This window comes from Nocardiopsis oceani, assembly GCF_054777395.1.
In genome coordinates this window covers 1-18,571 of record NZ_BAAHAR010000009.1, presented here as the reverse complement: position 1 = coordinate 18,571, position 18,571 = coordinate 1, and the positions used below count along the sequence as shown (strand labels likewise).

Genomic DNA, 18,571 nt, shown 5'->3' with positions numbered 1-18,571 from the left:
TCTGCCGGGCGTTACCCCACCAGCACGCATTCAACCACGGGTGCCGTGAGTGTCTCCCCGTCATGCACAGGAAAACGTCGACCCCGCGGCACTCTTCCCTCGGATGTCACACTGAAACCGATGTTCATCGGTGCCCCAGCCTCGCTCTGAGGGCGGTTTGGTCGTGAACGTGTCCAGTGAGGAGGGGACTCGATGAGGCGGTCGGAGCCCGTGCTCCCCGGTGTGTGGCGTGACGACACCCGGTACCCGCAGGTCACCCACATCGAGCAGGTGGCCCGGAACGCGGGAGAGAGCGGGGACTGGCCGGACTGGACAGCCCCCCACTTGGTCCGACGTCTGGCTGAACGGGGGATCACTGGTCCGTGGTCCCACCAAGCAGCCGCCGCCGATCTCGCTCGCTCGGGCCGTGATGTGATCATAGCCACGGGTACCGCCTCGGGGAAGTCGCTTGCCTTCCTTATGCCCGCGGTGGAGGCGGTTGACTCCGGTGAAACGGTGTTGTACCTCTCCCCGACCAAAGCGCTCGCCCAGGACCAGCTCAGGTGGATTACGGACCTGGGACTTTCGGGCATGCGCGCGGCCGTCTACGACGGGGACACCCGGCCCGAGGAGCGCGCCTGGGTCCGCGAGCACGGCAACTACGTCCTCACCAACCCGGACATGCTGCACCACGGGATCCTTCCCCGGCACGGTGCCTGGTCGAGGTTCCTGCGGCGTCTCCGCTACGTGGTGATCGACGAGGCGCACCGGTACCGGGGGGTCTTCGGGTCGCACGTCGCCCAGATCCTGCGACGGCTGCGCAGGGTGTGCGCCCGCTACCGGTCGGAGCCGGTGTTCGTCCTGGCATCGGCCACCTCGGGGTCCCCGGCGGAGAGCGCCACACGGCTCACCGGCCTCCCGGTGACCGCGGTGAGTGAGGACGGGTCGCCACGGCCGGGGATGTCCGTCGCCCTGGTGGAGCCGGAGCTGACCGACCTGACCGGGGAGAACGGCGCCCCGGTGCGCCGAACCGCTCCCTCCCAGGCAGCGGAGATGCTGGTCGACCTGGTCAGGGACGGTGTGCGCACGCTGGTGTTCGTGCGCTCCCGACAGGGCGCGGAAGTCGTTGCGCTGAACGCACAGAGGTTGTTGACCGAACGCGGCGAGCACCACTTGGCCGACCGCGTGGCCGCCTACCGCGGCGGGTACCTGGCGGACGAGCGTCGGGAGCTGGAGGGGGCGCTGCGCTCCGGTGAGCTCCTCGGGCTGGCCAGCACCAACGCCTTGGAACTGGGTGTAGACATCAGCGGTCTGGACGCCGTGCTCATCGCGGGCTGGCCTGGAACGCTGGCCTCGCTGTGGCAGCAGGCGGGCCGTGCGGGGCGGCGAGGCGAGGACGCCTTGGCGGTGTTCATCGCCCGTGACGACCCCCTGGACACCTACTTGGCCCACCACCCCGAGGCTATTTTCGGGCGTCCGGTGGAGGCCACCGTCCTCGACCCGGAAAACCCCCACATCCTTGGGCCGCACCTCTGCGCGGCCGCCCAAGAGCTGCCGATCACGCGCGACGACTTCGCACTCTTCGGTGAGACGACCGAGGAACAGCTCACCGGGCTCGTAGATCGAAAGCTGCTCAGAAAGCGCCCGAGGGGCTGGTTCTGGGTGAGTAATGAACGGGCAAGTGACCTAGCCGATATTCGCGGGGCGGGCGGACCGCCCGTGCAGATCGTCGACACCGGCAGCGGTCAGCTGCTCGGCGAGATCGACGAGGCCGCCGCGCACGGAACTGTCCACACCGGCGCCGTCTACCTCCACCGGGGCTCCACCTTCCTGGTCGACGAGCTCGACCTGGAGGAAGGGGTGGCCCTGGTGCACGAGGCCGAGCCGCCCTACAGCACGTGGGCCAGGGACACCACGGACATCACCGTGCGCTCGGTGCTGCGCGAGGAGGCCTGGCCCAGCGGTGCCACCGTCTACTTCGGTGAGGTGGAGGTGGTCCGGCAGGTGGTGGGCTTCCTCAAACGGGATGTGCGCACCGGAACGGTCCTTGGCGAGCAGCCATTGGAGATGCCCGAACGTACTCTCCAGACCCGCGCGGTCTGGTGGACGCTGCCGCAGGACGGGGAGAACCGGCTGCGCAAGGAGGACGTGGGCTTGCTTGGCGCGGCCCATGCGGCCGAACACGCGGCGATCGGCCTGCTCCCGCTGCTGGCGACCTGCGACCGCTGGGACATCGGCGGGGTCTCCACCTCCCTGCACGGGGACACCGGAAAGCTGACGGTGTTCGTGTACGACGGCTACGAGGGAGGCGCAGGGTTCGCCGAACGCGGCTACGCGGCGGCCCGGGAATGGCTAGCCGCCACCCGTGCCGCGATCGCAGGGTGCGAGTGCGACCGGGGGTGCCCCTCCTGTATCCAGTCGCCCAAGTGCGGTACCGGCAACGAGCCGCTCAGCAAGCCCGGAGCCCTTCGCCTCTTGGACGAGGTCCTGAGCGGTGGAGAGGCGCCGGGGACTCCGGAGTCCGCTGAGCCGAGGACGGCGGCGCCGACGGCGCCGGAGGTGCAGGGGCCGCCGGGGGACGTTGGTTAGGGGACTGCCGGCCGAGGGCGGAGACCGGGGTTCGCGTCCCCGCGCAAGTTATCCACAGGCTGGGGACGGCCGCTTCCCTCCGGAACAGGGACGGCGCAACCTGGAAGGACCGGGCGGAAGTCGGTCCGCCCGGTCACCCGGGAGGTCCCATGTTCTCTTTCCCGTGCCCGCCCCTGCCCGCTTCCGCCACGGACCGGGGGATGACCACCGCCGAGTACGCGGTGTGCACCGTCGCCGCGGTCGCCCTCGCGGGGGTTCTCTACTACGTCGTCACCAGCGGCACCGTCAGCGACGCCCTCAACACGATCATCGTCGATGCGCTCGAGTCCGGCAGCTGACCGCGGCTCCGCCACGATGGAGGCCGCTATGGTGCTGCCCTCTCTGCTGCTCATGCTGGCGATCGCGCTCGGCGCGGTCGGTGCTGCCGCCGCGCAGCTCGCCTGCGCCGACGCGGCTCGGACCGGGGCCCGGGCCCTGGCCCGGGGAGAGTCGGCCGAGCAGGCCCGCACCCTCGCCCTGTCGGCCGCACCGGATACGGGTGCCCGAGTCCGGCTGTCCGAGACCGACGGCATGGCCAGGGTCACGGTCCGCTCGGAAGTGCGGATCGGACCGCTCCGTGCTCCGCCCCTGAGCGTCGAAGGCAGTGCCGCGGTTCCACTGGAACCGGGATTGTGAGGGGCGACGACGCCGGCACGGCAACCGTCTGGTGGATATCCCTGTGCCTGGTCCTGTGGTTCCTCACCTACGCCGTGCTCGCCACGTCCACGGCCCGCCTGGAGCGGGACCGTGCCGGGGCCGCCGCCGACCTGGCCGCACTGGCGGCGGCCCGCGCCCAACAGGTCGGGGACACCGCCTGCGCTGCGGCCGGGGAGACCGCGGAGGCCAACGGAGCCACCCTCGACTCCTGTGACCTGCGCGGCCACACCGTCACGGTGACGGTGTCGATCCCTTCGTCAGTCCTGCCACGCGCGGTCGGTGCCGAAGCTCGGGCCGGCCCCGCCCACGAACCCGTCGAGGAGATGGAATGACCGCACACCCGGTCCTGGCCTGCGCACTCCTGTTCTGCGGCCCAGTGGGACCCGCCACCGGGGCCGATCCCTGTCCGGGAGGGCCCGCCGCCATGGTCGCCGAGGCCGCCGAGGCCCCGGTCCCGGACCCCGATGCCGGTGCGGACCCGGAACCGGGCGTCGGACCGGTGCCCCCCGTGCCCCAGGGACCGCCCTCCGCCGGCTCCCCCGCGCCACCGGACTCTGTTCCCGGTCCGACTTCCGAACCGGTCGCCGGTCCAGAGGCGCTCTGCGCCAGCGCCCCTCGTCCGGTCGAGCCGTCGGCTGAGACCCCGCCCGCAGAGCCGCCCACTGAGACCCGGCCGGTAGAAACGCCGTCCGAAGCCAGCCTCATGGACACGCGTCCAGGTGACGAACCCTCCGAGGATGCCGCCGAGGAGTCGGCCGATGAGGTGGAAGGGAACGTCGAGGACGCTGGCGAGGACGTGGCCGGGGACACGGGCGAGGACCCAGAGCCGGCCGCCGGTGCGCGGCCCGCGGAAGACCCGGCAGCGGACGGTTCGCCGGAACAGGCCTCGGGGACACCACCCGCGGTCCGCCGCTCGGCCCCTGCCGCCCCCTCGAATGAGAGCGGTAGCGGTACGGGGAGCGCCTCGCCCCAGCGGAGCCCCGCCGAGGAGAGTTCGGGCGCCGCTGCCGACGAGACCGTTCAGGTGACGGTGCCGCCCGAAGCGTCGGTGCCGCCTGAAGCGTCGGTGAAGCCCGAGGACGACGGTGAACCCAACCCGGTCGGGCACTTCGCTTTCGAGGAAACCGCCCCCGTGGGCGCGGTTGGCCGCACCATCGGGGCCGCATCCACCACCCTGCTGGTCCTCCTGGGGGTCGGTACTCTCGCCCTGCGCCTGATGGTCGGCTGGCCGCGCTTCCCCACCCCCTATCTCGGCCGCCGTCGTTGCCGGACCGAGGACGGTCGGCTCCCCCTCCAGACCGTCCGGTCCGGTGTCTCGAAGGCGGACTGAGGGCCGGGCGAGCCCCGAACCAGGATGACCTCCACACGTGCAGGACCGCGGAGTGTCCGGCCGTCAATGACCGAGCGCCGCGGTGAGGAGTTCGGCGGCCATCGGTACCACCCCGATGAGGAGGAAGGCGGGAAGGAAGCACAGCCCCAGCGGTGCCACGACCAGCACCCCCAAACGCTCGACCTTGGCGGTGGCCCGCGAACGGAGCTCCCTGCGCAGATCGGCGACGTGCCGGTCGAGCAGGTCGGCCACCGGCGCGCCGGTCTCCGAGGCCCGGGCCAAGTCGCGGCCGACCGCCACCAGGGGATCGGGTAGAGCGGACCGCTGCCATGCCGGTGCGGGGTCGGCACCCAGGCGCAGCCGTTCGGCGACCATCGCCAGTTCGGTACCGAGAGCGCCCCGGGCGGCTCCGGAGACCGCGCTCAGGCAGGCCGGAACCGTAGCGCCCGCCCGGATCCCGGAGGCGATCAACCCGATGAGCACGGGGAGGTCGTCGGTGACCGGCAACCGGTCGGGACGCGTTCGGGCGCGGCGGGCACGCACCCACAGGAGCACACAGCCGCCGACCGCCACCGCGGCGCCCAGGGCCCCGAACACGGCCACGAGCACTGCCGCCCCGCAGGCTCCGGCGAAGAGCAGGGCCCCGGTGCCCACCCGTCCAGGCGGGACACGTGGCGGTGCTTTCGCCGCCCGCTGCTCCCGGAGCCGTTCCGAGCCGGTCAGGATCCACACGCCGGTCACCGCACACACCACGGTGACCACCTCGAAGAACATCGCGTACACCCCTTCCCCTGTTGCCCGTCCCCGGACCAAGGCCGCCCGTCCCGCACTCCACGGCCCTCATCCACGGCCCGCTGCCCACAGCCCTCCCCGGCCCGTGACCCCCACCGCCTCAGCCCTCAGGCCACCGCCCCCCGGACCATCCGCAGGGTCCACCAGGCACCCGCCAGATCCAGGAACGCACCGCACACCAGGCAGGCCAGGCCCAGAGATGTGGTGAACAGGAAGACCAGCGGCGAACCGCCCAGTCCCGCCGACATCGCCAACCCGACCACCGGAAGCCCGCTCAGTAGCAGCGCCGTCATGCGCGGACCGGCAGTCTTGGCCGCCACCTCCGCCCTCTGCTCCTCCCGCTCTGTCAGGCTGTCGGCCAGCTCGTCCACCACACCGGCCAGTCCCGCACCGGTCTCCGACGCCACCTCCCAGCACACCGCCACATAGGCCAGGGCCGACAGGTCCTCATCGCGTTCGGCGGCACGGTGCAGGGAACCGGGGGTCGACACCCCGACGGCCAGGTGGCCGACTTCCAGAGCCGCCACCCGGAGGGCGAGTTCCGGTGGTTGCCCGGCCCTCAGTTCGGCCGCCATCACCCGGCACAGCACGATGACCGCCCGCCGTCGCTCGGCCGCCTCGTTCCGGCGCGCGATCAGCTCCCGGAACGAGGGACGGGGCAGCTGCCGTCGCGGCCCTCGCGGGAGCACCGCCGCCAGGCGGTAGCGGCCGACGGGCGGGAGCGACCACAACAGCGCCGCCGCCAGCAGGCAGACCGTCAGGAGCGTCACCGCCGCCACTCCTGGCCCAGGCGGGCGACCACCTGCTCGGCCCCCGCGTGCTCGCGATGGCCGCCGTCCGGGGTGAAGGCCACCGCGGGCACCGCCCGAACCAGCCCATCGGGATCACGCTCCAGGACCCGCACCTCGGACAGGCGCCGCCCGCGCCTGTCCCGCACAAGGTGGACGACCATGACCCTGGTGGCCGCGAGCTGACTGTGCACGGCGTCCCGGCCGAGCCCGGCGGCGCAACCCATCGCCTCCACCCTGGCGGGTACGTCCTCGGCCCCGTTGGCGTGCAGAGTTCCTGCGCCGCCCTCGTGGCCAGTGTTGAGGGCGCCCAGCAACGACACGATCTCCGGTCCGCGCGCTTCACCGACCACCAGGCGGTCCGGGCGCATCCGCAGCCCTTGGCGGACCAGTACCTCCAGCGGTACCTCCCCGCTGCCCTCGATATTGGCTGGGCGGGTCTGGAGGCGCACCACGTGCGGGTGTTCGGGGCGCAGCTCGGGAGAGTCCTCGGTGAGCACGATCCGTTCCCCCGGGTTCACCAGGGACAGCAGCGAGGAGAGCAGGGTGGTCTTGCCGGTTCCGGTGCCCCCGCTGATCAGGAAGGGTGTCCGGCGCACCACCATGGAGCGGAGGAGCTCGGCGCCGACGGGGGTCAGGGTCCCGCAGGCGATGAGCTCCCGTAGCCCGAACACCCGCTTGGGCGGCATCCGGAGCGAGACACAGGCCCCCTCGGGTGCGATCGGTGGCAGTACGGCGTGCAACCGGGTTCCGGTCGGTAGCCGGGCGTCCACGTACGGGGCCGCCGCGTCCAGGCGGCGCCCTGCCTGGAAGGCCAACCTCTGGGCCAGGCGCCGCACTTCGTCCGCGGAACCGAAGCGCACGTCGTGCACCCGCCGCAGGCCGTCCCCCGAATCCACCCACACCTGGTTGGGGCCGTTGACCAGGACGTCGGTGACGTCCGCGGTGAGGAGGTCCTCCAGCGGCCCGGCCCCGGACAGGTCCGCGGAGAGCCTGCGGGTCATGGCGAGCAGTTCGCTGTCGCCCATGGCCCCGCCTTCCGCGCGGATGGCCGTGGCGACGTTGGCCGGCGTCACCGGTATCCCGGTGGCCACGAACCGGTCGCGGACCCGTTCCAGCATGTCGTTCTCGTCCCGGACCGCGTTCACCGATCCTCCCCCACTCGCCGGGTCTTCCCCGTCTCCCCCGTCCCGACGAGGGCACCCACCACGCGGTCGGCGTACCTGGCCAGCGGCGACCGGGGGTGTCTGGCAGGCACGTCGCCCACCCTCAGGAGTCGGGACAGGCCGGGTTCCGGAGGCAGGTCGGCGCCGAGTCCGAGCCCGAGGCTCTTCACGACAACCTCGGTGGACAGGCCGCCCCGGGCCCCGCGCACCACGATCCGGACCCGGTTGGCCTCCTGCTCGAGGCGGCCGACCATGCGTGCCGCGGACACCACCGAGTACACGTCGGCGGGGACCACCACGAGAACGATGTCGGAGTGGTTGAGGAAGACGGTGGTCCCGGGGTCGAAGGACCTGGGCAGGTCGGCCACCACCAGGTCTGTGCCCCTGCGCGCCGAGGCCAGAACCGATCGGACCGTTCCGACGGGCAGCGGTCGGCCTTGGTCCGATCCGTTGGTCCGTGCCCAGGTGAGGACGTCTACCCTGCCGACCTTGGGGAGCCCGTCGCTCAGGGCCCGCCACGGCAACCGTCCGCGTTGTCCGAGGAGGTCGTTCCAGCCGGTTCGGGGGTCCGCGGAGGTGTGGTCGCAGCCCAGATAGATGTCGGGGCCGCAGCCGAGGGGGTCGGCGTCGAGCAGGGCCGTGGCCCTCCCGGCCCGCTCCCCCGCGAGGGAGAGTGCGACGGCGAGCACGCTGGCCCCGGCGCCGCCCCGGCCCCCGACGACTGCCACGACGGGTGCCGGGGGACGGTCGGAGACGGAGGCGAACAGGTCGACGAGAGCGGCCTCGTCACGGGGGAGCAGGTAGGCCGCCGACCGTTCCGCGCGGTCGCGGGTTCCGGCGGTCTCCGGAATCCGCGCGGCGACGGCTACCCGCGGATGGGGTGGCGGTTCGGTGGCACGTAGGGCGCGGTCCAGGTCTCCGCCGACCACGACCAGCGGGGCGCGCCCCCACGAACGCAGTGCCTGTTCGGGACCGGGGGCGATGGTGACCTCGGTGGCGGCAGCGGCGGCGAGCCGGAGCAGGTCGTCGAGGAGCGCGGGGTCGGCGGTGGCGATCAGGGGGCGGGGCGAAGCGTCCATCGGACCTCCGGGAAGGGCGGGAACCTGCCCTCATGACCTTCGCCCACCTGCGGCGCCCGCGGAAGCCGCGGATCCGGATCTGTGGATAACTCAGGGGGGTACCTCACCCGGCGGGCGGGACACACAAACGGGGGCTGTCGTGTGTCCCGGCCCGGCCGGTGAGGCGGAGCGGAGGGTGTTGGCCGGTCCCCTCAGGGGGAACTGGGGGCCGACCTGTCCCGGCCCTGGGGGGATAGGCCGGGTCCGCTCTCCTGGGAGGGATCATCGGGAGCGGTCGTCGGGACTCGCGTGACCCGCGGGGTCCGCTCATCCGACTTCCGGCGAGGTAACGGCCGCAATTTCGTGCCTGCCGCGCACAATGTCCGTATTGGCGAACGTGCGCATAAAGGCACGTAACCCGGGCTTTAGCCCGACGCGGTCGGCCCTTCGCTCAACTCCGGATCAGACGCTACCACGTGACGCTGCGTATCGGTTCGGGAATCCAGTACGAAAATCTTGGTCAACCATCTTTTCGAAGAAGGGGTCGCGGCGTACAAAGAAAGCAGCAGGTGGCTGAGACCCACCCCGACACGGAGGACGGGAACCCACGCACCGCCGACCCCATAGGGCCTGTCCAGGCCTGGTGGAACCGGGTTTCACCAGGTCGGACTAGAGATAGTGGCGCTTGCTAACCCGATCCCCCGAGCCGGAAACGGCGCCCCGGGCAAGTCCCGGAGCGCCGTTCGTTGTGCGCGTGCACATGCACGAAGCAACATGGAAACATTCGCGGGCGATCAAGCGTGATCGAACTGGTATGAATCCGAGTTATTACTTGTTAGTAAATAAACTAGTTTCGCGAACTCGGGGGTCTTTCCACGAGAGGTGGACCTCCCTGATCAGCCGCGCTTGAGCGCCTCACAGGTGGCCAGCGAGTCCTGTGCGCCAGCTCGCACCGCACGGCAGCAGTACACGACCCAGTCCGCGACACCTTCGGGGGTGCCAGCCATGTATCCGCGCAGAGCCGGACCGTACTCGTCCTTCAGCGTCTGGTGGCCGAGTTCGGAGGTGACCAGCGACTTGGGGTCCAGGCCGCGTTCCACCAAGGTCAGCCGTTCGGCGGCGCGGGCGACCAGGCCGTCACCCCACCCGAACGGGCGGATCGCCATCAATTCGCCGTGCACCAGCGAAGAGGTGACCAGGGCGGGCACCTTCGTGCGCGATCCCAGGAGCGCGTACAGGCCCTCCAAACGGGCGGAGGCTGCGGCCGCGGTCGGAGCGGATCCGAGCTCCAAAGGGTCTTCGACCCGTTCCCCGTCGAGCCGGGGGCGCCCCAGCGCCTCCTCCGCGACGGCGTCGGCGGCGGCCAGGGTGTGGAGTCGGGCAAGCGCCTGCCGCGGCGCCTTGGGCCAGGTGTCCACGAGCGTGCCCAGCTCACCGCCGATGCGGAGCGCGCCCTTGATCCGGGTGTCGTACACGTGCCCGTCGCGGATCTCGTCCATCGAGACCTCGGCGCCCTCCAGCGCGGCCGACGCACACGCGCCGCGCAGTGAGGACTCCATGGACACGTCACTGCTGCGGCGGCGCAGGATGCGGTGCCCCAACAGCCGGTCGACGAGGGTCCGTGTTTCGGCGACCGCGTCGCTCACCCCGGGCAACTCGGCGATCCGGGACAGCGGGTCGGGCATGGAGGCAGAAGTCGATTCGCTCACGGAAAACAACACTACGCGGCGGTAACACCGTGTGCTCCCACCACCCGGACCGGGCACCACGGACCGCTCGTCGCGGCACGGCGACCGTTCACCGACCGTTCGTCGCGCGCCCGGCCCTCACCGCCGCTGGACCGCGCCCCAGCTGTTCACGCGGCTTGGACCGCATGATTAATTGGGTGTTAACCGCCTACGTAAGGAGAATCACAGTGGCCGACAGCACTCCCCAGGGCCAGGAGACACTGTCCAACCTTCTCCATGAGACCCGAGCCTTTCCGCCGCCCGCGGACCTCGCGGCCAACGCCAACGTGAAGGCGGACGCATACGAGACGGCGGCCGAGGACCGTCTCGGTTTCTGGGAGGAGCAGGCCCGGAGGCTCCAGTGGGAGCAGCCCTGGGACACCGTCCTGGACTGGAACCCGCCCTACGCCAAGTGGTTCGTCGGCGGCAAGCTCAACGCCTCCGTCAACTGCGTGGACCGGCACGTCGAGGCCGGCCTGGGCGACCGCGCCGCCATCCAGTGGGAGGGCGAGCCCGGTGACAGCCGCACCATCACCTACGCCGACCTCAAGGACCAGGTGTCCCAGGCGGCCAACGCGCTGACCCAGCTCGGCGTCGGCAAGGGCGACCGTGTCGCCATCTACATGCCCATGATCCCTGAGACTGTCGTGTCCATGCTCGCCTGTGCCCGCATCGGCGCCGTGCACATGGTGGTCTTCGGCGGGTTCTCCGTGGATGCCGTCGGGCAGCGCTTGGACGACAGCCAGGCCAAGCTGGTCATCACCGCTGACGGCGGTTACCGGCGCGGAAAGCCCAGCGCTCTCAAGCCCGCCGTCGACGGGGCCGTCGCCGACCGTCCCGCTGTCGAGAACGTCCTCGTCGTCCGCCGCACCGGTCAGGAAGTCGAGTGGAACGAGCGCGACGTGTGGTGGCACGACGTCGTCGACTCCGCCAGCACCGAGCACACCCCTGAGGGCCACGACTCGGAGGACCCGCTGTACATCATGTACACGAGCGGGACCACGGCCAAGCCCAAGGGCATCCTGCACACCACCGGCGGTTACCTCACACAGGTCTCCTACACCCACTGGGCCGTCTTCGACCTCAAGCCGGAGACCGACGTCTACTGGTGTGCCGCCGACATCGGCTGGGTGACCGGCCACTCCTACATCGTCTACGGGCCGCTCTCCAACGGGGCGACCGTCGTCATGTACGAGGGAACTCCGGACACCCCCCACAAGGGCCGTTTCTGGGAGATCGTCGAGAAGTACAAGGTGACCATCGCCTACATGGCGCCCACGGCGATCCGCACCTTCATGAAGTGGGGTGACGAGATCCCCGCCAAGTACGACCTGTCGAGCCTGCGCGTGATCGGCTCCGTCGGCGAGCCGATCAACCCCGAGGCCTACATGTGGTACCGGGAGAACATCGGCGGCGGCAACGCCCCCGTCGTGGACACCTGGTGGCAGACCGAGACCGGCGCGATCATGGTCAGCCCGCTGCCGGGCGTCACCTCGGGCAAGCCCGGGGCGGCGATGCGCGGCCTGCCGGGCATCGCCGCCGACGTGGTGGACGAGGAGGGCAACTCCGTCCCCGACGGTGACGGCGGTTTCATCGTCATCCGTGAGCCCTGGCCGGCCATGCTCCGCGGTATCTGGGGCGACGACCAGCGCTACAAGGACACCTACTGGTCGCGCTTCGAGGGTCTCTACTTCCCGGGTGACGGCGCGAAGAAGGACGAGGACGGAGACATGTGGCTGCTCGGCCGCGTGGACGACGTCATGCTCGTCTCCGGCCACAACATCTCCACCACAGAGGTGGAGTCGGCACTGGTCTCCCACCCGAACATCGCCGAGGCGGCGGTCGTCGGGGCCGCGGACAAGGTGACCGGACAGGCGATCGTCGGCTTCGTCATCCTGCGCGGCGGCGAAGAGCAGGTTCCGGAGGAGCTCGTCCAGGAACTGCGCAACCACGTCGGTGCCTCGCTCGGCCCCATCGCGAAGCCCGCCCGGATCCTTGCCGTTCCCGAGCTTCCGAAGACCCGTTCCGGCAAGATCATGCGGCGCCTGCTGCGCGACATCGCCGAGAACCGGGCCGTCGGTGACACCTCCACGTTGACCGACTCGTCGATCATGGACGTGATCGCCAAGCAGCTGCCCGACGCCCCCAAGGGCAGCTAAGGCCACTGGCCCCTCTCGGTCTCCGTCCGGCTGAGAACGCGCGGCGCCCCGTCCCTTTGCTTCCGAAGGGGCGGGGCGCTGTCGCGACTCACCCGTGTGACGAAAGCGAAGCCCTCCGTTTTGCGTGCCGTGAGAGACATGGGTAGTGGCGCATGTGCGAGGATGCGGAGGATCATCCGCGTGTACGGACCGAGAGAAGGGAACCCCCACGATGGCGGACAAGCCGGGTGCCGGCCAACCTGGCGCTGACAGCGACCGTTCCATCGGTGAACTGGTCACCGACGCCACCGACAACGTCTCCCGCATCGTGCGGCTGGAGCTCAAGCTCGCCAAACTCGAGGCCAAGGCGGACGCCACCCGGATCGGGAAGAGCGTCGGAGAGTTCGGGGCCGCCGGTGTGCTGCTCCACCTTGTGGCGATCCTGTTCTCGATCACCGCGGGTTTCTTCTGCGCCGAGGTGTTCGGTTGGGCGTACTGGCTCTCCTTCCTCGCTGTCACGGGCTTCTACCTGCTGATCGCCGCGATCTTCGTGTTGGTCGCCGTGATCAACCTGCGCCGCCGTGAGGGCCTGGCCCGCACCGCGGTCACGACCTCCCGCCTCATGGGTATCCTGCGCGGCGAGATCCGTCCGCCGAACGGCCAGGAGGTCGACTCCAGGGGCGAGACCCCCGCGTCCGCCGCCCGATAACCGCGGCGGTGCTGGACGACTCAGCAGCCTACGTCGAGGGTCCTTGGACCCACAGGACGGTCAGTGCGGCCGGTGCCCGGTTCCACGTGGCCGAGGTCGGCGAAGGCCCCCTTGTTCTGTTCCTGCACGGGTTCCCCCAGTTCTGGTGGGCCTGGCGCGCACAGCTGACCGGTCTGGCCGAGGCCGGTTACCGTGCCGTCGCGGTCGACCTGCGCGGTTACGGGGCCAGTGACAAGACTCCGCGCGGCTACGACCTGGTGGGGCTTTCCCAGGACATGGCGGGCCTGGTCCGTGCGCTCGGAGCGGCGGACGCCGTCGTGGTGGGCCACGGTGTCGGCGGACTCGTCGGCTGGACGATGACCGCCTACCACCCGAGTGAGGTGCGCGCCCTGGCCGCGGTGTCCGCGCCCCACCCCCGGCGCGCGGCACGGGTGCTGTTCTCCGCCGGTCCGGGCGCTCTCCACATGCTCCGGGCCCAGCTACCGGTCCTTCCCGAACACCGGCTCCTCGCCGACGGCTGTATCCGCGTGGGTGAGCTCCTCGACGCGTGGTCCGGCCCCGGCTGGCCGGACCGGGAGACGGAGGAGCGGTACCGGCGGGCGTTCGCCATTCCGAAGGTCTCCCACTGTTCTCTGGAGTACCATCGCTGGATCTTCCGGTCGCGTTGGCGTGCGGACGGACTCAGGTACAGCATGCGTATGCGGACGCCGGTCCGGATACCCGTCCTCCAGCTGCACGGTTCCCTCGACCCCGTGTGCCCGCCCGACACCGCGCGGTCCTCCGGTCGGCTGGTCTCGGGGCCATTCCGATGGGAACGGGTGCCTGGGGCCGGACACTTCCCGCACGAGGAGCGTCCTCGCGAGGTCGAGCGGGCTCTCATAGAGTGGTTGCGGGAGATCGACGGCGAGCGGCGGTGAGGGACTGATGACCAAGGGATCCGGACCCCGGGCGGACGGGGTGCGCGACCGCAACGAGACCGGTCAGGCACAGAACCAGCGCCCCCGTGACCGCTACGGCCGCCCCATGCCGCACGGCAGCGTCGGTGAGGTCGAGCGGGTTCCCGATGACGCGGAGTTCACCGTGGATGAGGGGCTCGCCGAAGCCCAGCGGTTGTTGGACGGGGGCTACGCCTTCACCGCCCACGAGGTCCTGGAGGCCGTCTGGAAGTCCTCGCCTGAGGCGGAGCGGGAAATGTGGCGCGGACTCGCTCAGACCGCGGTCGGCGTCACCCACGCCCAGCGCGGCAACAGGGTCGGCGCTGCCCGTCTGCTGCGGCGCGGCGCGGACCAGGTGGAACCCTTCGGCCCGGATGCCCCGCACGGTATCGCCGTCGCTGGCGTGGCGGGGTTCGCCCGGGCGCTGGCCGACGACCTCGACTCGGGCCGGGCGACGTCCGGTGACGGGATCGACCCCTCGGGAATGCGGTTGCGCGGAGCATAGTTTCGCCCGGTCCGAAACCTCTCGAGGCGAGGGAGGTCCGCGTATCCCGGCCGAGCATCCCTGCATGGCCCCTGGGCGCTCCGGATTTCCGTGAACTCCTGAGAAGGTAGGGACCCCTGTGCCTGATGGGGCCTATGGGGCAAATTTCCTTTTTGTGAAGCCATATACGCTTTAGCGTTAACAATGCATTAACGCATTATGCGAGAAGAAACATGCTATGCAAGACCCATGAAGCTATATATCCGATTCCCAAGATCACCGAGAGATCACATCTTTAACCCCTCTTGGGTAAAAGCCGAACCGGCTCTCTTTCTTGTTCCGTGCCGTGCGTAGAATCCCCGGATCGCCACTCGTGCTCAAGAAACGCGGGCGGCGTGCACCACACAGAAAGGTGGCACCGCTTCGACCCCGACAAGCGTGCCGTCGAGCCAGTTCAGGATCCCTTCGGACGGCGGTACGTCCACGGCGGTGCGCGGCACCGGAGCCTATGAGGCAGCCGTTCCGCACGCCTTCGGTGACGGGGCCGAAAAGGACGTGCCCGTCTCAAGGAGGACGGATTGTCTGGGCTCAACCTCGCCGCTGAGAGCGGTATGGCCCTAGCACTGGAGGGCCGGGATTTCACGCTGGTCATCGTCGTGATGGTGGTCGCGCTACTCGCGCTCGCCGTCGCGGGGATGCTGGTACGTGAGGTTCTCTCCGCCGGTCAAGGGACCGAGCGAATGCGCAACATCGCGGTCGCGGTCCAGGAAGGAGCCGCGGCCTATCTGACACGGCAGTTCCGAACCCTCGCGGTCTTCGTCGTAGCCATCCCCCTTCTACTGCTCCTGCTACCAGCCGACTCGTGGGCCATCGCCATCGGCCGGTCGGTCTTCTTCGCCCTGGGCGCCCTGCTTTCGGCGGCCACCGGCTTCATCGGGATGTGGCTGGCTGTGCGCGGCAACGTCCGCGTCGCCGCGGCCGCACGCGGCGGCGGGGACAGCGACAACCGCAGCGCCATGCGCATCGCCTTCCGCACCGGTGGTGTCGCGGGCATGATCACCGTCGGCCTCGGCCTGTTCGGCGCTGCGCTCGTCGTCGTCCTCTACCGGGGCGACGCACCCATCGTGCTCGAGGGCTTCGGCTTCGGTGCCGCCCTCCTCGCGATGTTCATGCGTGTCGGCGGCGGCATCTTCACCAAGGCGGCGGATGTCGGCGCGGACCTCGTCGGCAAGGTCGAACAGGGTATTCCGGAGGACGACCCGCGCAACGCCGCCACCATCGCCGACAACGTGGGCGACAATGTGGGCGACTGCGCCGGTATGGCAGCGGACCTCTTCGAGTCCTATGCCGTGGTGCTCGTCGCCTCGCTCATCCTCGGCCGCGTGGCGTTCGGTACCGAAGGCCTCGTCTTCCCGCTGCTGGTCCCGATGATCGGTGTCATCACCGCCATCATCGGCATCTTCATCGTGGCGCCCAGGGCCAAGGACCGGACCGCGATGTCCGCCATCAACCGCGGCTTCTTCATCTCCGCCGGGATCTCCGCCCTCCTGGTCACCGCGACCGCCTTCTGGTACCTGCCCAGCAACCTGGAGGAGATGTCCGGGGTCAGCGACTCCGTCCTCGAGGAGGTCGCCGCCGCGGGCACCAACCCCGACCCGAGGTTCATCGCCGTCGCCGCGGTCCTCATCGGTCTGGTGCTCGCCGCCGCCATCCAGCTGCTCACCGGCTACTTCACCGAAACCGACAAGCGTCCGGTCAGGGACATCGGCAACAGCTCGGAGACCGGTGCGGCCACCGTCATCCTGTCCGGTATCTCCGTGGGCCTCGAATCGGCGGTGTACTCGGCACTCGTCATCGCCGGTGCCGTATACGCGGCGTTCCTGCTCGGCGGAGGGTCCATCACCCTCAGCCTGTTCGCCGTCGCGCTCGCCGGTACCGGCCTCCTCACCACCGTGGGCATCATCGTCGCGATGGACACCTTCGGCCCGGTCGCCGACAACGCGCAGGGCATCGCGGAGATGTCCGGCGACGTCGAGGGCAAGGGCGCCGACATCCTCACCGGGCTCGACGCGGTGGGTAACACCACCAAGGCGATCACCAAGGGCATCGCGATCGCCACCGCGGTACTGGCCGCCACCGCGCTCTTCGGAGCCTTCCGCACATCGGTCCAGGAACAGCTCAGCCTCGCGGGGATGGACCCCGATGCCTTCTCCCTCTCCCTGGACCAGCCCGACGTCCTCGTGGGCGTCATCATCGGCGCCTGCGTCGTGTTCTTCTTCTCCGGGCTGGCGATCATGGCAGTGGGCCGTGCCGCCGGCCGGGTGGTCATGGAGGTGCGCAACCAGTTCCGTACCCGCCCCGGGATCATGGACGGCTCCGAGAAGCCGGAGTACGCGCGGGTGGTCGACATCTGCACCAAGGACTCGCTCCGTGAGCTGGTCACTCCCGGCCTCCTCGCAGTCCTGGCCCCGATCGCCGTCGGTTTCGCACTCGGGTACGCGCCGCTCGGCGCCTTCCTCGGCGGCGCCATCGCCGCCGGTGTGCTCATGGCGGTGTTCCTGTCCAACTCCGGTGGTGCGTGGGACAACGCCAAGAAGCTCGTGGAGGACGGCCACCACGGCGGCAAGGGTTCCGCGGCCCACGAGGCCACGGTGATCGGCGACACGGTCGGAGACCCCTTCAAGGACACCGCGGGACCGGCCATCAACCCGCTGCTCAAGGTCATGAACCTCGTCGCCCTGATCGTCGCGCCCAGCGTGGTGATCTACGCGGACAACATCGCGCTGCGGGTCGGAGTCACCGTGGTCACGGTCGGTGTGCTCGTCGGTGCGGTCCTGTGGTCGAAGAACCGCGGGGCCGGAGACGAGACCGACCTCGCCGAGCTCAGTGGCGAGCAGGCACCGAAGGACGCCCCCGAGGCCGGTGACGGTGGCGCAGTCACCGGTGGCGGGGAGCAGCCCGGAGACGGCGGATCCGACACCGAAAAGGACCCGGACAACAAGGACGGGGACCGGAAGGAGGAGGCCCGCGCCGGAGATGCCGGTAAGGGCTGACCCTTCGTCAGCACCCCAGGTGCGGCCGCTCGGGAACCCCCGAGCGGCCGCACCGCGTTCTGGGTTGTGCGGGGGCGCCGTTCCCACTGGTGCGGGCGCACCTAACCTGAACAGGCGGTATCGAGCCGGGCCGCGGTCGCTCCGGAGGAGCGTCAACCGGTTGGCAGGACAAGGGTCAAGAGTCGAATGGGTGGTGCAGCGGTGTCGGGGATTAAGGGACTGGCCATCGTCGTGGGGGCCATGGTGGGTTTCATCGCCCTCCTGGCCGTGATTGCGACGGTGTTGTCGCCGTGAGCCGAACACTGCTACTGATGCGCCACGCCAAGGCGGAGAACGGATACGGCGTTGCCGACTACGACCGGAGGCTGACCGACAAGGGGAGGGGCCAGGCAGAACAGGTTGGCCGGCTGCTCGCCGAGCGGGGGTACGAACCGGACCACGTCCTCTGCTCCGCCGCGAAACGCACCCGGGAGACCCTGGACGGCGTGCTCGCAGTCATGAACATCGACCCCGAGGTCGACTACACGGACGCCGCCTATCTGGCGGGCCCGGACTCGCTCCTGGAGCTGGTCAACTACGTGGACGCCGACGCGCGAACCGTCCTGGTGGTCGGACACAATCCGGCAGTGGCCCAGGTGGCCGCGTCCTTCGTGGGAAGCGAGGCCCTCGTGGCCTACTCTCCGGCGACCGTGGCCGCCGTTGAACTCGAGGTGGAGTGGCTGTACGCCGCACCCGGAACGGGCATGGGAAGCATCCTTAACTGAGGGGCTCGCCTGAGTGCCCGCCTGACCGCTCACTGGAGGGCCCGACTAGCGCCTCGATCGAGGGTTCTGAGATGTGACCCAGGACACACGAAGAAGCGTTTGCGAGGTTGGGTGCCGGGGGGTAGTGTTCTCCGAGTCGCCTCCAACCGGCCCAAGGTCGCAAGGTGGAGCGCGAGCTTCTTGATCGAAACGAACACGGACTCTTCCGTGGGCGTGATCGGATCTTTCGAATCAGACACTCTCTCCACTCAGCCGAGATGGTTCGGGCACTGCCCGGAGCATGTAAGCTCGGAGAGTTGCTTCAGACGCCGGGCGGAAACGCAGGTCGAAAGAAGCGAAACGGGCTTTACCCCGATCTCGTTC

General features: G+C 69.9%; 16 protein-coding genes. 11 read left to right on the top strand and 5 right to left on the bottom strand.

The window, feature by feature from the left end:
- Positions 1–192: 192 nt before the first annotated feature.
- The 5 genes from ACYVDG_RS06515 to ACYVDG_RS06495 all read left to right on the top strand — a co-directional run bounded on the left by ACYVDG_RS06515 (position 193) and on the right by ACYVDG_RS06495 (position 4,594).
- On the top strand, positions 193–2,568 hold the full coding sequence (locus ACYVDG_RS06515) for a DEAD/DEAH box helicase (RefSeq protein WP_460747442.1): 2,376 nt from the start codon (positions 193–195) through the stop codon (positions 2,566–2,568).
- A gap of 149 nt (positions 2,569–2,717) precedes the next feature.
- Positions 2,718–2,906: a DUF4244 domain-containing protein gene (locus ACYVDG_RS06510; RefSeq protein WP_460747441.1), complete on the top strand. Its 189-nt coding sequence runs from the start codon at positions 2,718–2,720 to the stop codon at positions 2,904–2,906.
- Positions 2,884–3,243 (top strand): TadE family type IV pilus minor pilin, encoded by a 360-nt coding sequence (locus ACYVDG_RS06505; protein WP_460747440.1) that lies wholly within the window; start codon positions 2,884–2,886, stop codon positions 3,241–3,243. Before ACYVDG_RS06510 ends, ACYVDG_RS06505 begins: the two co-directional genes overlap by 23 nt.
- Positions 3,240–3,596 (top strand): Rv3654c family TadE-like protein, encoded by a 357-nt coding sequence (locus tag ACYVDG_RS06500; protein WP_460747438.1) that lies wholly within the window; start codon positions 3,240–3,242, stop codon positions 3,594–3,596. The genes ACYVDG_RS06505 and ACYVDG_RS06500 overlap by 4 nt, the downstream gene beginning before the upstream one ends.
- Positions 3,593–4,594 carry a hypothetical protein gene (locus tag ACYVDG_RS06495; protein ID WP_460747437.1) on the top strand — a complete coding sequence of 334 codons (1,002 nt, stop codon included), beginning with the start codon at positions 3,593–3,595 and terminating at the stop codon, positions 4,592–4,594. Before ACYVDG_RS06500 ends, ACYVDG_RS06495 begins: the two co-directional genes overlap by 4 nt.
- Before the next feature lie 63 nt (positions 4,595–4,657).
- On the opposite strand, the gene ACYVDG_RS06490 is transcribed toward ACYVDG_RS06495, so the two are convergent.
- The 5 genes from ACYVDG_RS06490 to ACYVDG_RS06470 form a co-directional block, all read right to left on the bottom strand.
- Positions 4,658–5,368: a type II secretion system F family protein gene (locus ACYVDG_RS06490; RefSeq protein ID WP_460747436.1), complete on the bottom strand. Its 711-nt coding sequence runs from the start codon at positions 5,366–5,368 to the stop codon at positions 4,658–4,660.
- A 125-nt stretch (positions 5,369–5,493) separates the two neighbouring features.
- Positions 5,494–6,165: a type II secretion system F family protein gene (locus tag ACYVDG_RS06485; protein WP_460747434.1), complete on the bottom strand. Its 672-nt coding sequence runs from the start codon at positions 6,163–6,165 to the stop codon at positions 5,494–5,496.
- The gene (locus tag ACYVDG_RS06480) at positions 6,153–7,295 is read right to left on the bottom strand and encodes a TadA family conjugal transfer-associated ATPase (RefSeq protein ID WP_460747611.1); all 1,143 of its coding nucleotides are present in this window, start codon (positions 7,293–7,295) and stop codon (positions 6,153–6,155) included. The genes ACYVDG_RS06485 and ACYVDG_RS06480 overlap by 13 nt, the downstream gene beginning before the upstream one ends.
- A gap of 23 nt (positions 7,296–7,318) precedes the next feature.
- Positions 7,319–8,419, bottom strand: coding sequence for a septum site-determining protein Ssd (gene ssd / locus ACYVDG_RS06475; protein WP_460747433.1), 1,101 nt, complete (start codon positions 8,417–8,419; stop codon positions 7,319–7,321).
- A gap of 875 nt (positions 8,420–9,294) precedes the next feature.
- Entirely contained in the window at positions 9,295–10,083 is a 789-nt protein-coding gene (locus ACYVDG_RS06470; RefSeq protein ID WP_460747610.1) for a Fic family protein, read from the bottom strand.
- Positions 10,084–10,313: 230 nt separating this feature from the next.
- On the opposite strand from ACYVDG_RS06470, the gene acs reads away from it, so the two are divergent.
- The 6 genes from acs (at position 10,314) to ACYVDG_RS06440 (ending at position 18,208) form a co-directional block, all read left to right on the top strand.
- The gene (acs, locus tag ACYVDG_RS06465; protein WP_460747432.1) at positions 10,314–12,284 is read left to right on the top strand and encodes an acetate--CoA ligase; all 1,971 of its coding nucleotides are present in this window, start codon (positions 10,314–10,316) and stop codon (positions 12,282–12,284) included.
- A 211-nt stretch (positions 12,285–12,495) separates the two neighbouring features.
- Positions 12,496–12,972 carry a phage holin family protein gene (locus tag ACYVDG_RS06460; RefSeq protein WP_460747431.1) on the top strand — a complete coding sequence of 159 codons (477 nt, stop codon included), beginning with the start codon at positions 12,496–12,498 and terminating at the stop codon, positions 12,970–12,972.
- 8 nt (positions 12,973–12,980) lie between these two features.
- Positions 12,981–13,889, top strand: a complete 909-nt coding sequence (locus ACYVDG_RS06455) for an alpha/beta fold hydrolase (protein WP_460747430.1) — start codon at positions 12,981–12,983, stop codon at positions 13,887–13,889.
- Positions 13,890–13,896: 7 nt separating this feature from the next.
- Positions 13,897–14,412, top strand: a complete 516-nt coding sequence (locus tag ACYVDG_RS06450; RefSeq protein ID WP_460747429.1) for a DUF309 domain-containing protein — start codon at positions 13,897–13,899, stop codon at positions 14,410–14,412.
- Between the two features lie 590 nt (positions 14,413–15,002).
- Positions 15,003–17,444, top strand: a complete 2,442-nt coding sequence (locus ACYVDG_RS06445) for a sodium-translocating pyrophosphatase (RefSeq protein WP_460747609.1) — start codon at positions 15,003–15,005, stop codon at positions 17,442–17,444.
- 290 nt (positions 17,445–17,734) lie between these two features.
- Positions 17,735–18,208 (top strand): SixA phosphatase family protein, encoded by a 474-nt coding sequence (locus ACYVDG_RS06440; protein ID WP_460747428.1) that lies wholly within the window; start codon positions 17,735–17,737, stop codon positions 18,206–18,208.
- Positions 18,209–18,571: the final 363 nt, after the last annotated feature.